14 protein-coding genes are annotated in these 13,583 nt (G+C 43.7%); 12 read left to right on the plus strand and 2 right to left on the minus strand.

Annotated elements, in window-relative coordinates:
* The first annotated feature begins 10 nt into the window (after positions 1-10).
* The 9 genes from mazG to ACZ5O6_RS03220 all read left to right on the plus strand — a co-directional run bounded on the left by mazG (position 11) and on the right by ACZ5O6_RS03220 (position 8,596).
* A complete protein-coding gene (gene mazG, locus ACZ5O6_RS03180) occupies positions 11-862 on the plus strand; it encodes a nucleoside triphosphate pyrophosphohydrolase (RefSeq protein ID WP_447091180.1) in 852 nt (283 codons plus the stop codon).
* 186 nt (positions 863-1,048) lie between these two features.
* A complete protein-coding gene (gene adk / locus ACZ5O6_RS03185) occupies positions 1,049-1,705 on the plus strand; it encodes an adenylate kinase (RefSeq protein WP_447091179.1) in 657 nt (218 codons plus the stop codon).
* A 194-nt stretch (positions 1,706-1,899) separates the two neighbouring features.
* On the plus strand, positions 1,900-2,637 hold the full coding sequence (tsaB, locus tag ACZ5O6_RS03190) for a tRNA (adenosine(37)-N6)-threonylcarbamoyltransferase complex dimerization subunit type 1 TsaB (RefSeq protein ID WP_447091178.1): 738 nt from the start codon (positions 1,900-1,902) through the stop codon (positions 2,635-2,637).
* An 89-nt stretch (positions 2,638-2,726) separates the two neighbouring features.
* Positions 2,727-3,536, plus strand: a complete 810-nt coding sequence (locus ACZ5O6_RS03195; RefSeq protein WP_447091177.1) for an undecaprenyl-diphosphate phosphatase — start codon at positions 2,727-2,729, stop codon at positions 3,534-3,536.
* Between the two features lie 82 nt (positions 3,537-3,618).
* Positions 3,619-4,935 (plus strand): M18 family aminopeptidase, encoded by a 1,317-nt coding sequence (locus tag ACZ5O6_RS03200; protein WP_447091176.1) that lies wholly within the window; start codon positions 3,619-3,621, stop codon positions 4,933-4,935.
* Positions 4,936-5,005: 70 nt separating this feature from the next.
* A complete protein-coding gene (locus ACZ5O6_RS03205) occupies positions 5,006-6,046 on the plus strand; it encodes a tryptophan--tRNA ligase (RefSeq protein WP_447091175.1) in 1,041 nt (346 codons plus the stop codon).
* A gap of 112 nt (positions 6,047-6,158) precedes the next feature.
* Positions 6,159-6,797, plus strand: coding sequence for a LysE family translocator (locus tag ACZ5O6_RS03210; protein WP_447091174.1), 639 nt, complete (start codon positions 6,159-6,161; stop codon positions 6,795-6,797).
* On the plus strand, positions 6,794-7,921 hold the full coding sequence (mtnA, locus tag ACZ5O6_RS03215) for an S-methyl-5-thioribose-1-phosphate isomerase (RefSeq protein ID WP_447091173.1): 1,128 nt from the start codon (positions 6,794-6,796) through the stop codon (positions 7,919-7,921). Before ACZ5O6_RS03210 ends, mtnA begins: the two co-directional genes overlap by 4 nt.
* 33 nt (positions 7,922-7,954) lie before the next feature.
* Entirely contained in the window at positions 7,955-8,596 is a 642-nt protein-coding gene (locus ACZ5O6_RS03220) for a class II aldolase/adducin family protein (RefSeq protein ID WP_447091172.1), read from the plus strand.
* Positions 8,597-8,888: 292 nt separating this feature from the next.
* Here ACZ5O6_RS03220 and ACZ5O6_RS03225 read toward each other — a convergent pair whose 3' ends face one another.
* Together ACZ5O6_RS03225 and tdh are read right to left on the minus strand one after the other, a co-directional pair.
* Positions 8,889-10,079: a glycine C-acetyltransferase gene (locus ACZ5O6_RS03225; RefSeq protein WP_447091171.1), complete on the minus strand. Its 1,191-nt coding sequence runs from the start codon at positions 10,077-10,079 to the stop codon at positions 8,889-8,891.
* Positions 10,080-10,132: 53 nt separating this feature from the next.
* Complete coding sequence (gene tdh / locus ACZ5O6_RS03230) at positions 10,133-11,164, minus strand: L-threonine 3-dehydrogenase (RefSeq protein ID WP_447091228.1); 1,032 nt, start codon at positions 11,162-11,164, stop codon at positions 10,133-10,135.
* A gap of 148 nt (positions 11,165-11,312) precedes the next feature.
* On the opposite strand from tdh, the gene ACZ5O6_RS03235 reads away from it, so the two are divergent.
* From ACZ5O6_RS03235 to ACZ5O6_RS03245, 3 genes are all read left to right on the plus strand, one after another.
* Entirely contained in the window at positions 11,313-11,888 is a 576-nt protein-coding gene (locus ACZ5O6_RS03235) for a helix-turn-helix domain-containing protein (protein ID WP_447091170.1), read from the plus strand.
* A 34-nt stretch (positions 11,889-11,922) separates the two neighbouring features.
* On the plus strand, positions 11,923-12,546 hold the full coding sequence (locus ACZ5O6_RS03240) for a LysE family translocator (protein ID WP_447091169.1): 624 nt from the start codon (positions 11,923-11,925) through the stop codon (positions 12,544-12,546).
* 118 nt (positions 12,547-12,664) lie between these two features.
* The gene (locus ACZ5O6_RS03245) at positions 12,665-13,576 is read left to right on the plus strand and encodes a chemotaxis protein (protein ID WP_447091168.1); all 912 of its coding nucleotides are present in this window, start codon (positions 12,665-12,667) and stop codon (positions 13,574-13,576) included.
* The last annotated feature ends 7 nt before the right edge of the window (positions 13,577-13,583 follow it).

A 13,583-nucleotide genomic window follows, 5' to 3' on the forward strand; every position in this document is an offset into this window, starting at 1 on the left:
ATATGCACGGATGAATCAAGCGTATTCAAACACTGCTCTTGAGCTCTTGCTCACAGTCATGGAGCGCTTGCGAGAGCCAGTCTATGGCTGCCCTTGGGATCAAAAACAAACGTATGCCAGTATTGCGCCATCAACATTAGAGGAAGCGTATGAAGTTGTTGATGCGATTGAGCAAGGTGATAAGCAGCAACTGAAAGAAGAGTTGGGTGATTTATTATTTCAGGTTATTTTTTATAGCGAATTAGCCAAAGAAGAACAGGTATTTACGTTTAACGATATTGTGACTTCTCTGGCGGATAAATTGGTTCGTCGGCATCCGCATGTGTTTCCTGATGGCACCTTGGAAAGCAGAATTCCTGATTCTGTTTCGGTTGCTGAACGCAATGCCATGGAAAGCGCGATCAAGCAATCATGGGAAAAAACGAAACAGCGTGAGCGTGATGTAAAAGGCTACAGCAGTGTTGTAGACGATGTGCCACTTGCTCTGGCAAGTTTGGTGAGAGCGACTAAACTACAGAAACGTGCAGCTTCGGTGGGTTTTGATTGGTCTGATAGTCAGGCAGTGCATGGCAAACTCACTGAAGAAATCGCTGAACTTATTGAAGCCACGGAAGCCGGCGATAATGATGCGATTGAAGATGAATTGGGCGATGTGCTATTCACGGTAGTGAATTTGGCACGTCACTTAAAGGTCGATTCTGAAACTGCTTGTCGGCGAGCCAATCAAAAGTTTGAGGCGCGTTTTCGTTGGGTCGAGGCGCAGGCAAAACGCGAGGGCGTCAACCTCTCAGACCTAGATGAAGCCGCACTTGATCAGCGTTGGCAGGCAGCAAAAATCGCATTGCTTACGACAAATCGTTAATCGATGTTATTTATCCTTAGTGTTAACTAAGGAACCTCTTGAGAGATACAAAAGGTTCCCTAAGGCGACAAAGGTTATTTATAGGTTGAGACCACAAAGCGCAACGTGTTATCTTGCCCTTTACTATCAATTTTACTGTTGTCCATTCAACATTACACACTGACAGAATAACAGGAGCATGTATTCGTGCGAATTATATTATTAGGTGCCCCAGGCGCAGGTAAGGGAACGCAAGCTAAATTAATGACACAGGAGTTTGGTATCCCGCAAATTTCTACCGGCGACATGTTGCGCGCTGCAGTCAAAGCGGGTACTGAGCTAGGTTTGAAAGTTAAAGATGTGATGGCCTCAGGCGGTTTAGTTTCTGACGATATTATTATTGCTCTCGTTAAAGAGCGTATTAAAGAAGCCGATTGTGTAAAAGGTTTTTTACTTGACGGCTTTCCCCGCACTATTCCTCAAGCAGAAGCAATGAAAGAAGCCGGTGTTATTATCGATAACGTGGTGGAAATTCATGTAGAAGATGAAGAAATTGTTTCTCGATTGAGTGGTCGTCGTGTTCATCCTGATTCGGGCCGCATTTATCACCTTGTATATAATCCTCCCAAGCAAGCTGGTGTGGATGACGAAACCGGCGAAGCACTTATTCAGCGCGAAGACGATCAAGAAGAAACGATTCGTAAGCGTTTAGCGGTTTATCATCAGCAAACAGAGCCTTTGGTTGATTTTTATCAAAATATTGGTGAGCAGCAGGGTTCTCCTGCACCAAGTTATGTTCGTGTTGACGGTGTCGGTGAGGTTGATGCGATTAAGCAGCAATTATTCGCTGCGCTTTCTTCTTAAACGAATCATCGTTTCTGTGTGCCGCCTTGCTCCTGCGGCACATTAATTGATTTTTGTATAAGTTAACTTTCACTTCTATTTTCGGCTTGAACACCTAAAACTCTTATAAAAAGAGTCGGTGTAATAAGCCTGACCACTTCGACTATCTTTGCTAGAATGTTCATTCCTATTATTTACAGGTGTGAGCCTAGTTAATGTCTTATCTTCTTGCTATCGACACATCAACCGATGCTTGTTCTGCCGCCTTATTAACTCCTCAAGGAATCGTTCAATCGCAAGCGATTGCACCGCGTGAACATACTCAGCGGCTATTGCCCAGTATTAAGAGGCTCTTGCAAGAGCAGGGTGTGTCTTTGGGTCAACTGGAGGCGATTGCTTTTGGCGTAGGGCCTGGATCATTTACTGGTTTGCGTATTGCACTGAGTACCGCACAGGGCTTAGCTTACGGTGCTGACTTGCCTTTGCTTCCCGTATCGACCTTACTCACTATGGCGCATACCGCAAAACGTTTACATTGTATCGACGATGATCAAGTCATTATCCCTAGTATTGATGCGCGGATGAATGAAATTTATTGGAGTGCTTATCATTGGGAGGCGTCGAATGTCTGCGTCCCTTTGTGTCAAGAAATGCTAACTGCACCAGAGCAGTTAGCACAAAGTGATGTAGCGGCGAATAGTCAGGTTATTGGTGTTGGTTCGGGTTGGCATTACGGCAATCTAGGCGGTGTTGCTAAGCAAGTGATGATAGAGGTATATCCTGAAGCCTACGATATGGCGCTGATTGCACAAAAAATATGTAACCAAACGCCAGCGGGGGGAGAGCCGTTTGTTAGTCCTCTAGCAGCAGTGCCGACTTATATGCGTAACGAAGTGAGTTGGAAAAAGCGTACACGTATTCGTGAGCAATCGTCATCGTCAGAGTCGACCTAAATAGGTGACCTTGCTGATTATTTCATCGAGGATTTTACCTTATACTATTCATTTCCCAAAACTAATCATCGCTAGATAGACAATTATTTATGGATATTTTCCACATTATCATCCTTGCTTTAATTCAAGGCATTACAGAATTTTTACCGATTTCGAGCTCAGGGCATTTAATTTTACCGAGCGGCCTATTGGGATGGCCTGAGCAAGGTTTAGCTTTTGACGTGGCCGTGCATGTAGGTACATTAACGGCGGTAATGGTTTATTTTCGTCAAGATATTGCGGCTTTAATTCGGGCGTGGTGTGCCAGTACATTTCAACAGCAGCATAGCGAAAATAGTCGTTTGGCGTGGTTTGTCGTTCTAGGCACGATTCCCGCTGGACTGGCGGGGTTGTTATTTGATGATATTATTGAAACGCACTTGCGTACGACATTAATCATTGCACTGACTACGATCATTTTTGGTGTATTGCTGGGTTGGGCTGACCGTCCATCGATAGCTAAAAATAAAACATTATTGCAGCTAACGATAGGCACGGTACTCATAATTGGCTGCGCGCAAGCGTTGGCACTGATTCCGGGAACATCTCGCTCAGGAATTACCATTACCGCAGCACTATTTTGCGGTTTATGTCGTGCTGATGCCGCACGATTTTCTTTTTTACTCTCTATTCCTATTATCGTGCTAAGTGGTGGTTATAAAGGCTTGCAACTACTCAGCGAAAGTAGCGTAAATTGGCTAGATATGGCAATAGGCGCAGGTGTTTCTGCGGTGAGCGCGTTTATATGTATTTACTATTTTATTAAATGTATTAATGCTATTGGTATGATTCCATTTGTTATTTATCGGCTAGTATTAGGTGTTTTTTTATTGGTGTGGAGTTTTTCAGGTACGCTATGACCCTGTTTCTCTGTTCTATGAATGTAATTTAGCTCAGAATGCACCATGGTTTTAAAAATAATCATTTATAAGAGGTCACTTTGTGGTTGATATAGCAAACACAACAGAAGAGTTATCAGGACAGGACAAATTTAATCAAGGCTTATTAGATTTTATCGATGCCTCGCCAACGCCATTTCATGCAACACAAACGATGGCCTTACAGTTGTTGGCTGCTGGTTTTACCGAATTACTAGAAGGTGAAGAGTGGTCATTAGTCGCGGGCAAAAAATACTTTGTGACGCGCAATCACTCTTCCATTATTGCCTTTACTTACGCGCCGGATGCTTTTGTTAACGAAGGTATTCGTATGATGGGCGCCCATACCGACAGCCCTTGCCTGCGTGTTAAACCTAACCCCGAGATGCACAAACAAGGCTATTTTCAATTAGGCGTTGAAACCTATGGTGGTGTATTACTTTCTACATGGTTTGATCGAGACTTATCCTTAGCGGGACGTGTTAATTATCTCGATAGTCAGCAGCAACTGCACGCTGCTTTAGTTAACTTCTCTGATCCTATTGCTGTTATCCCTAGCTTGGCGATTCACCTACACCGTGAAGCCAATGAAGGGGCTAAAATTAATAAACAGAAACATTTGCCACCGATATTAATGCAAGTATCTGATAAAGGCAGTATCGATTTTGTGGATTGGTTACACGCACAGCTTGAATTACAAGGAGAGTCTGATGTTGCGAGTGTGATGGATTATGAGTTGAGTTTTTACGATACACAGGCATCAGCGGTTATTGGTTTACAGAATGAGTTTATTGCGGCATCGCGTTTAGATAATTTGTTAAGTTGCTATACCGGTTTACAGGCATTGATCGAGTCTGATACCGATAAACCTGCGCTACTTATTTGTACTGATCACGAAGAAGTGGGTAGTGCATCTGCTTGCGGCGCTCAAGGGCCAATGTTAGAGCAATGTTTACAGCGTTTAATACCCAATACAGAAGATCGGCTACGAGCAATTGATCATTCATTAATGATCTCTGTTGATAACGCGCATGGTATTCACCCCAACTATGCTGATAAGCATGATGAAAATCACGGCCCATTATTAAATCATGGTGTGGTCATTAAAGTGAATAATAATCAGCGTTACGCGACGAATAGCGAAACCAGTAGTTTTTTTAAACAACTCTGTAAAGCGAATGATGTAACCCCCCAAGTATTTGTAACACGTAGTGATATGGGGTGTGGTAGTACAATTGGCCCAATTACATCGACTGAAGTCGGTGTCAAAACGATTGATGTTGGCGTGCCTACCTTCGCCATGCACTCGATTCGTGAGCTTGCAGGCACGCAGGATGCCTTCGATTTGTCTCGCGTATTACAGTCTTTTTTTAAACAATAATTTATTGAATGTTGTACGTATTTATTGCTAGAAAAAATTATTTATTGTCTGATTTATATTAAGGTTTTTTATGTCATCCACTTCGTTAATTTTGCCGCCACACGATAAACAACGCACGCTGACAGGTATCACAACAACCGGTACACCACACTTAGGCAACTATGTCGGCGCGATTCGTCCTGCTATTCAAGCCAGCCAGCAAGCCGATAATTTATCGTTTTATTTTTTAGCCGATTTTCATGCGCTCATTAAAAGCCAAGAGCCTGAAAAAATTCATCAATCCAGCATGGAGATTGCTGCGACATGGTTGGCCTTAGGTTTAGATACTGATAACACGATCTTTTATCGTCAGTCGGATGTGCCAGAAATTCCTGAGTTGTGCTGGTTGCTAACATGTATGGCTGCCAAGGGCTTAATGAATCGTGCGCATGCCTACAAAGCGGCGGTACAAGCTAATCAAGAAGCGAATGAAGACCCTGATTTTGGCGTCACCATGGGTTTGTATAGCTATCCCGTATTAATGGCGGCGGACATGTTGATGTTTAATGCCGACCGTGTGCCTGTGGGAAAGGATCAAATTCAGCATGTGGAAATGGCGCGTGATATTGCAGCGCGTTTTAATCATCACTTTGGCGAGCACTTTACTTTACCGCAAGCGGTTGTTGGCGATAATGTGGCGGTGTTACAAGGCTTAGATGGTCGTAAAATGAGCAAAAGCTATAACAATACGATTCCATTGTTTTTACCTGAAAAGAAGCTAAAGAAGCATATTAATAAAATAAAAACTAATCTGTTAGAGCCGGGGGAAGCAAAAGACCCGGATACGTCAACGGTTTTTCAATTATGGGAAGCCTTTGCGACACCCGAGCAAACTGCGGAAATGCGTCAAGCCTTTGCCGATGGTATTGCATGGGGCGAAGCAAAAAAACGCTTATTTGATTTGGTGAACGAAGAAGTGGGTGAAGCACGAGAGCGTTATAATACTTTACTTGAACAGCCGGAACATATTGAAGTCGTTTTACAAAAAGGGGCTGAAAAGGCGCGGCGTTATTCACAACCGCTACTCGCAAATTTAAGACAAGCAGTGGGTATTCGTCCTTTTACGAAATAAAGATAAAAACTTGCCGTCATTCTGGAAAGCGCTTTTTGTTTATCCAAAAGAGATGCATGCCTTCGCAGGTATGGTGGCTAACGAATAAAAAGAAAATAGATAGGAAGAAATTATGTCAGTAGATACACTATTAATTTATACCGTAGTCTCTTTTTTCTATATATTAAGTCCGGGGCCTGCTGTTTTTTTAGCGATGTCAAATGGTATAAGCCATAACATGAAAGTAGTTGCGATTTCTTCTTTGGCGAATATTTTAGGTTTGTTCTGCTTGTCAGCAATATCTATTGTAGGATTGGGTGCAGTCTTATTAAACTCTTCTTATTTGTTTCTATTTATTAAAATTGTTGGTGCGATTTATCTTGTTTTTTTAGGCATTAAGCAGTTCTTTATTGCTAGCCGCGCAGCGATGATAAAAGTGGATGATGAGACGGTTGAAGATAAAAAAATAACCGCTTACTTTTTTGAAAGTTTTATTTTGGCAGTGACCAATCCTAAACCTATCCTATTTTTTATTGCATTATTTCCTCAGTTTTTACAGATCAATCAAGCGGTAGCACCACAGTTTTTCGTACTGACGAGCATTTTTATGGTGTTGTCTTTTTTTGTGCTATGCAGTTATGGTTATATTTCTAAGTCAGCTCGTGTTTTTTTCAAAAAACCTGCTTTTGTTCAATGGTTTCATCGTGTTACTGGAGGTTTATTTATTGTGATGGGTTTTTCATTGCTTAAATTAAAAAGTAATCAAGTATGAATGTTAAAGGCGAAGCGCTTAGAACGATTTTTCTTGCTGACGATGGTTGGCGGGTGACTATTATTGATCAAACGGTGCTGCCTCATCAATTTCAGTTGCTTAATTTGTCTTCTCTAGCAGAAATTGCAACAGCTATTAGTGATATGCAAGTGCGTGGCGCACCGCTAATAGGCGCGGCGGCAGCTTACGGTATGGCATTGGCTATGAGAGCCGATAGTTCAGAGGCTTCTATTGAGCATGCTTACTACACTTTACAGCAAACACGCCCCACAGCGGTTAATCTATGTTGGGCGTTAGATTGTATGAAATCAACGCTATTAAACGTGCCAGAGAGTCAGCGCATGGCGTTGGCGTATCAAACTGCCGCCAAGTTGTGTGACGAGGATGTCGCTATGTGTTCATCGATTGGTGATCATGGTTGTGAATTGATTGCTTCTTTGTGGCAGCAAAAAGCTAACGATGCAACAGTGAATATTCTTACTCACTGCAATGCGGGTTGGCTAGCAACAGTGGATTGGGGTACAGCGCTTTCGCCGATTTATAAGGCACATAATGCGGGTATTCCAGTACATGTATGGGTAGATGAAACGCGTCCTCGTAATCAAGGGTTTAACTTAACGGCGTGGGAGTTAGGCCAGCACGGTATACCGCACACTCTCATTGTAGATAATGCAGGTGGCCATCTTATGCAGCATGGTCACGTCGATATGTGTATTGTCGGCACTGATCGTACAACACGTACTGGTGATGTCTGTAATAAAATAGGGACTTACTTAAAAGCACTAGCCGCTTTTGATAATCATATTCCTTTTTATGTTGCCTTACCTAGTCCGACCATTGACTGGAATATAGCCGATGGTGTTAACGGTATCCCTATCGAAGAGCGTAGTTCGCAAGAAGTCACTCATATGACAGGATGTGATGAGAACGGTCGTATGCAAGAGATGTTGGTAGCGCCTAAACATAGTTCTGCAGCGAACTATGGTTTTGACGTAACGCCAGCACGACTCATTACGGGTTTAATTACCGAGCGTGGTGTTGCGTACCATCGTAAGGAAAATAATAATGGGGTGGGTGGTTTAGAACAGTCGCTACGTGCTTTATTTCCTGAAAAAGCAGAGTAAAAAATTTATATTCACATTAAAAAAACAATAAAAATGAAGAACAATAAACAAGAAATTATAGCGACGGCGATTGCACTTAATACCAGTGGTATTAATCAAGGGACGTCAGGTAATGTATCTATACGTACAACACAAGGCTTTTTAATTACGCCATCGGGTATACCTTCTACACAATTAACCATCGATGATATTGTATTGATGAATCTTGGTGGCGATGTCATAGAAGGCAAGATTCCCTCAAGCGAATGGCGATTTCATTGTGACATTTATAATCAGCGTAGTGATGTTAATGCTATTGTACATACCCATTCTGTTTACGCGACCGCCCTAGCATGTTTAGAAAAGGATATGCCTGCTTTCCATTATATGGTCGCGATGGCCGGTGGTAATAATATACGGTGTGCGCCTTACGCGACTTATGGCACACAGGCTTTGTCTGATGCTGCCTTGCTTGCACTTGTCGATAGAAAAGCGTGTTTGCTTGCGCATCATGGTGTGATTGCAACCGGTGTCGATTTGGCGCGTGCATTTGCATTGGCGAGCGAAGTAGAAACCTTAGCGCAGCAGTATCTCATTGCATTGGCAATTAATGAACCCGATATTCTGTCCGATATAGAGATGGAGAGAGTTGTTGAAAAATTTGAAACTTATGGCTTGAACGCTATCGACAAGTAATGATGATAGGCCATACGGTTATCATCATTACTTAATTGCTAAACCACTGCTGTCCCATTAAGTTATGTTTGGTCACTATGCAGCCGCAGTATCCAAGACTCCCAATTATCTTAGCCAACGTGGAGGCATGGATTTCCAACCATTATTCAAAGCACGCCGTGAATACGTCCATGTAGGCTCAACACCCGCGTCCATGCGGATGATGGCTTTGCCTAATGGCTGGAATTCCGCTATTGAAAAGTTAACGGAACAGCAGTGTTGCTAAACAGTTATTAATTTTTATAATTGATCGTTATAGCCCCATCTTTTGTTTCACTTTACCAAAGGCATTAACCGCAAAATCAATTTCATCGTGGGTGAGCGCGGCCGACATTTGCGTGCGAATTCTGGCTTTACCTTTAGGCACCACTGGGTAGGAAAATGCTACTACGTAAACGCCTTCTTCGAGCATGGCTTTAGCAAAGTTGGCCGCGATTTCTGCGTCGTATAGCATCACCGGCACAATAGCGTGTTCGCCCTCTAAAAGATCAAAACCGAGTTCGGTGAGCCCTTTGCGAAAACGCTCGGTATTGCTACGGAGTTGTTCGCGTAACGTGTTGGATTGCGACGCGAGTTCGATCGCTTTAAGCGCGCCGCCAACAACAGGGGGAGCCACGGTGTTAGAAAATAAGTACGGACGCGACCGCTGACGTAATAATTCAACAATTTCTTTTTTAGCGCTAGTGTAGCCGCCGCTACCACCCCCTAGCGCTTTGCCGAGTGTACCGGTGGTGATGTCGACACGATCCATACAGTTTTTAAATTCGTGTGTGCCGCGACCGCCTTCACCAATAAATCCAGTTGCATGGCAGTCATCAAAATGCACTAAAGCATTGTATTTGTCGGCTAGATCACAAATCTCGTCGAGTTTGGCAATATACCCATCCATCGAAAAGACACCATCGGTGGTAATTAATTTAAAGCGCGCGCCGTTATCATCGGCGGCTTGTAATTGTGCTTCTAAGTCGGCCATATTGTTATTGCGATAGCGGTAGCGCTTGGCTTTACATAAGCGTACACCATCAATAATACTGGCATGATTGAGTTCATCCGAAATGATGGCATCTTGGCCCGTCAGTAATGTTTCAAATAATCCTGCATTTGCGTCAAAGCAAGAAGGGTACAGAATAGTATCTTCCATTCCTAAAAATTGTGTCAGCGCATTTTCTAGTTGTTTATGTATCGTTTGTGTACCACAAATAAAGCGTACCGATGCCATACCATAACCCCAACCGGCTAAAGTCTCTTTTGCCGCTTGGTTAATCTCGGGGTGCTGTGCAAGCCCTAAGTAATTATTGGCGCATAGATTAATGACTTGTTGTCCGTCATTAACACCAACGCTAGACCCTTGTGGCGTGGTAATGGTGCGTTCGTGCTTATACAGCCCTGCTTCTTTTATGTCGTTTAATTCTTGGCGTAAATGTTCTTTTAGTTGCCCGTACATACTATTCTCCGATGTTATTTTCTCTTTTCTGGTGCATAAAGTGGGATGACTGTTTACAGTGATGCCCACGTTAAAATGACTTTGCTCGCATCGCCGGCATTCATTGCATCAAAGCCTTGTTGAAATTCACTGTAATCGAGCCGGTGTGTAATCACAGGGTCAATCGGTAATCCCGACTCCACCATGACAGACATTTTGTACCATGTTTCATACATCTCTCGGCCATAGATGCCTTTAAGTGTGAGCATATTAAAAATGACGGTATTCCAATCAATTGCGACATCATTACCTGGGATGCCTAAAATAGACACTTTACCGCCATGACACATGTTAGTGAGCAAGTCTCTGAATGCGGTGGGGTTGCCAGACATTTCCAAACCGACATCAAAGCCTTCAGACATCCCCAATTCTTTTTGTGCGTTGGCGATGGTTTCGGTACGCACATCAACGGTATGCGTTGCACCAAGCTCTCGTGCTTTTTCTAATCGTTTGGGGTTGATGTCGGTGACGACGACGTGGCGTGCGCCTGCGTGTCGGCAAACCGCTGCTGCCATTGCGCCAATGGGGCCTGCGCCAGTAATTAACACGTCTTCACCTAATAGGTCGTACTGAAGAGCGGTGTGTACCGCATTGCCGAGAGGGTCGAAGAGTGCGGCAATATCGAGGTCGATACCTGCTCGGTGTTCCCATACATTAGACATGGGTAGTACCACATATTCGGCAAAGGCTCCGGGGCGATCAACGCCAATACCGGAGGTGTGTGCGCATAAATGGCGTCGGCCCGCGAGACAATTACGGCAGCGACCACAGACGACATGACCTTCCCCTGAAACGATTTGTCCCGCTTTAAAGTCATTGACGTTAGAACCGACTTCAACAATTTCACCGACGAACTCGTGGCCTACCGTCATAGGTACGGGTATGGTTTTCTGCGCCCATTCGTCCCAGTTATAAATATGCATGTCGGTGCCGCAAATCGCTGTTCTTAATACGCGTATGAGTACGTCATTAATACCATATTCAGGAACAGGCACATCTTCGAGCCATAACCCGGTGCTTGCTTCTTTTTTTACCAGTGCTTTCATCATAAATACCTTGGGTTTTTGTTACTTAATGTTTACTATAGAGGAATATTTCCACTATGTTAGAACATGTTGATTCCTGTATGCAAGAATTAATTCTCTTATTTGGGAATTTGTCGCGTGCGAGACAACGATTAGGGTAGAGTTATTGATGAATATTGATGAAGAACAGGATTACGCTGGGCAGGTTTTATGTCAGCGAGTGACGGAATTACGCAAGAAGAATAAGCTCACGTTAATACAATTGGCATCAATGTCGGGTGTAAGTCGTTCAATGTTAAGCCAGATTGAAAGAGGGCAAGCGAACCCTACCTTAGCGGTAACATTTAGAATTGCTCAAGCTTTTGGGATGAGCATCGGTGAACTCATTGAGCAGCCGGGTAGCAACCCCATTATCGATATAGTGCATGGTGAAGACCCTAGTAATTTATTTCGTTCGGATGAGGAATGCCAAATACGTACATTATCGCCATTACATATGGAGAAGAACGTTGAGTTTTACGAGCTTAGAATCGCGCCTAAAGCACAGTTAAAAAGTGCGGGGCATTTCGATGGCGCTAAGGAGCTGTTTACCGTGACGCAGGGCGCTGCCAGAATAGAATCGAGTAATAGTGACTGCGTACTTGGGACGGGTGATTCTGCGCACTACCGTGCTGATTTAGAACATGCCATTATTAATAATGGCGATGTTGAACTCGTCGGTTATTTAGTCGTTACCCATCAATAATACTCATATGTAGTACATTGTGTAGAGACCGAAAATGTTAAATTGGGCATTATTGACTGCTTTTATTCCTACCTTCTTTTTTGTATCGATTACGCCGGGCATGTGCATGACGTTGTCTATGTCACTGGGCATGACGGTAGGTGTGCGCAGGGCGTTGTGGATGATGTGTGGGGAGCTGCTGGGTGTCGGCTTAGTGGCCACATCGGCGGTATTGGGTATCGCCACGGTTATGTTACGTTACCCATCGGCGTTTTTGGTCGGTAAAGTAGTTGGCGGTATATACCTGATGTACCTAGGGTATTGTTTATGGCGCTCGAAAGGCAAGCTGGCGTTATCTGACACAGAATCACTATCGCAAACGATGAGCCGTCGCGAATTAGCTTGGCAGGGCTTTGTAACCGCTATTGCCAACCCTAAAGGCTGGGCGTTCTTTATTGCTTTACTTCCACCTTTTATCTCCCCTGAGCATACTATGGTGACTCAGTTGCCACTTCTCGTCGCGTTGATTTTACTGCTGGAGTTTACCTGCTTAATCATCTATGCCAGCGGTGGTAAGTCGTTGAGTATGCTACTTAAAAACCGCAGCAACGTTAAAGTCATCAATCGCTTGGCGGGCACTCTGATGGTTGGGGTAGGTATTTGGTTAATGTTAACCTAGCGTTAATAATTTTCTGCGTATTTCTCGATGTGTCTAGTTCCAGCAATTTTTACCTTATCAACTACACTTATAGCCATCAGATAGTTATTAAATCGACGGTTGCAAGGTGTGACAGGCTATGGCTACAGTAAGTGAAAAAGCCAATTATGCGCAAGGTGTATTGGTGTTCAATATTACAGAGAAGCAATGCTTTGCGCTGGGCACGCTAAAAATCAGAGAAATTATCCCGTATAAGCCGATGTACGGATTGCCCAATGCTCATTCTACTGTTATTGGTGCTGTTAATATGCGAGGTAAAACCATCCCTGTGCTTGATCTCGCTGCCGCCGTAGGGTATTCACCTGTTACTCCCGAACAACGTAAGACCTCGGTAATTATTGTGACGGATTGCCAGCGAAAAACGGTGGGCTTTTTGGTGCGCTCTATTGAGCGGATTATGGAGTGCAATTGGCGAGAAATTAAAAGCCCCCCCAAGGCGCTGGGTAATAACGCCTTCATTACCGGTATCTGTCGTGTTGATGAAGAGCTGGTTCAAATGGTGGATTTAGAATACGTAATGTCTAATGTATTCCCTGAAGACAATAGCGAACAGCACGCGGTGCTCACCGATATTCAGCGCGAACAACTAAAGCCACTCAATATACTATTGGTTGATGATTCTATCGTCGCTCGAAAGCAATTAACTGATGCGTTAAGCCACATGAATGTGCCTTTTCAAGTCACCGAGAATGGCCATGATGCATTGGCCATCATGAATGCCGAAGCTGATAAAAGCACACCTATTGATTTGCTGGTGAGTGATATTGAAATGCCGGGCTTAGATGGTTATGAACTCGCGTTTGAAATTCGTGATAAGCCTGCATTAGCAGGCGCTTATATCGTATTGCATTCTTCTTTGTCTAGCCATATTAGTGTGAGCCAAGCAAAGCAGGTCGGTGCTAACGAAGCGCTGACAAAGTTTAATGTACAAGAGTTGATTGCCTCGATGTTACGTGGGGCTGAACATAAACTAGCGGCCAGCCCTTCGTAAGCTCGAT

The sequence above is a fragment of the Eionea flava genome, from assembly GCF_055393785.1.

What these genes read in the sequence shown, in the direction of transcription:
- ACZ5O6_RS03205 (WP_447091175.1), top strand. Translation starts at nt 5,006, where the DNA reads ATGTCATCCACTTCGTTAATTTTGCCGCCACACGATAAACAACGCACG.
- ACZ5O6_RS03245 (WP_447091168.1), top strand. Translation starts at nt 12,665, where the DNA reads ATGGCTACAGTAAGTGAAAAAGCCAATTATGCGCAAGGTGTATTGGTG.
- ACZ5O6_RS03195 (WP_447091177.1), top strand. Translation starts at nt 2,727, where the DNA reads ATGGATATTTTCCACATTATCATCCTTGCTTTAATTCAAGGCATTACA.
- mtnA (WP_447091173.1), top strand. Translation starts at nt 6,794, where the DNA reads ATGAATGTTAAAGGCGAAGCGCTTAGAACGATTTTTCTTGCTGACGAT.
- ACZ5O6_RS03220 (WP_447091172.1), top strand. Translation starts at nt 7,955, where the DNA reads ATGAAGAACAATAAACAAGAAATTATAGCGACGGCGATTGCACTTAAT.
- ACZ5O6_RS03225 (WP_447091171.1), bottom strand. Translation starts at nt 10,079, where the DNA reads ATGTACGGGCAACTAAAAGAACATTTACGCCAAGAATTAAACGACATA.
- tdh (WP_447091228.1), bottom strand. Translation starts at nt 11,164, where the DNA reads ATGAAAGCACTGGTAAAAAAAGAAGCAAGCACCGGGTTATGGCTCGAA.
- tsaB (WP_447091178.1), top strand. Translation starts at nt 1,900, where the DNA reads ATGTCTTATCTTCTTGCTATCGACACATCAACCGATGCTTGTTCTGCC.
- ACZ5O6_RS03210 (WP_447091174.1), top strand. Translation starts at nt 6,159, where the DNA reads ATGTCAGTAGATACACTATTAATTTATACCGTAGTCTCTTTTTTCTAT.
- ACZ5O6_RS03240 (WP_447091169.1), top strand. Translation starts at nt 11,923, where the DNA reads ATGTTAAATTGGGCATTATTGACTGCTTTTATTCCTACCTTCTTTTTT.
- mazG (WP_447091180.1), top strand. Translation starts at nt 11, where the DNA reads ATGAATCAAGCGTATTCAAACACTGCTCTTGAGCTCTTGCTCACAGTC.
- ACZ5O6_RS03235 (WP_447091170.1), top strand. Translation starts at nt 11,313, where the DNA reads ATGAATATTGATGAAGAACAGGATTACGCTGGGCAGGTTTTATGTCAG.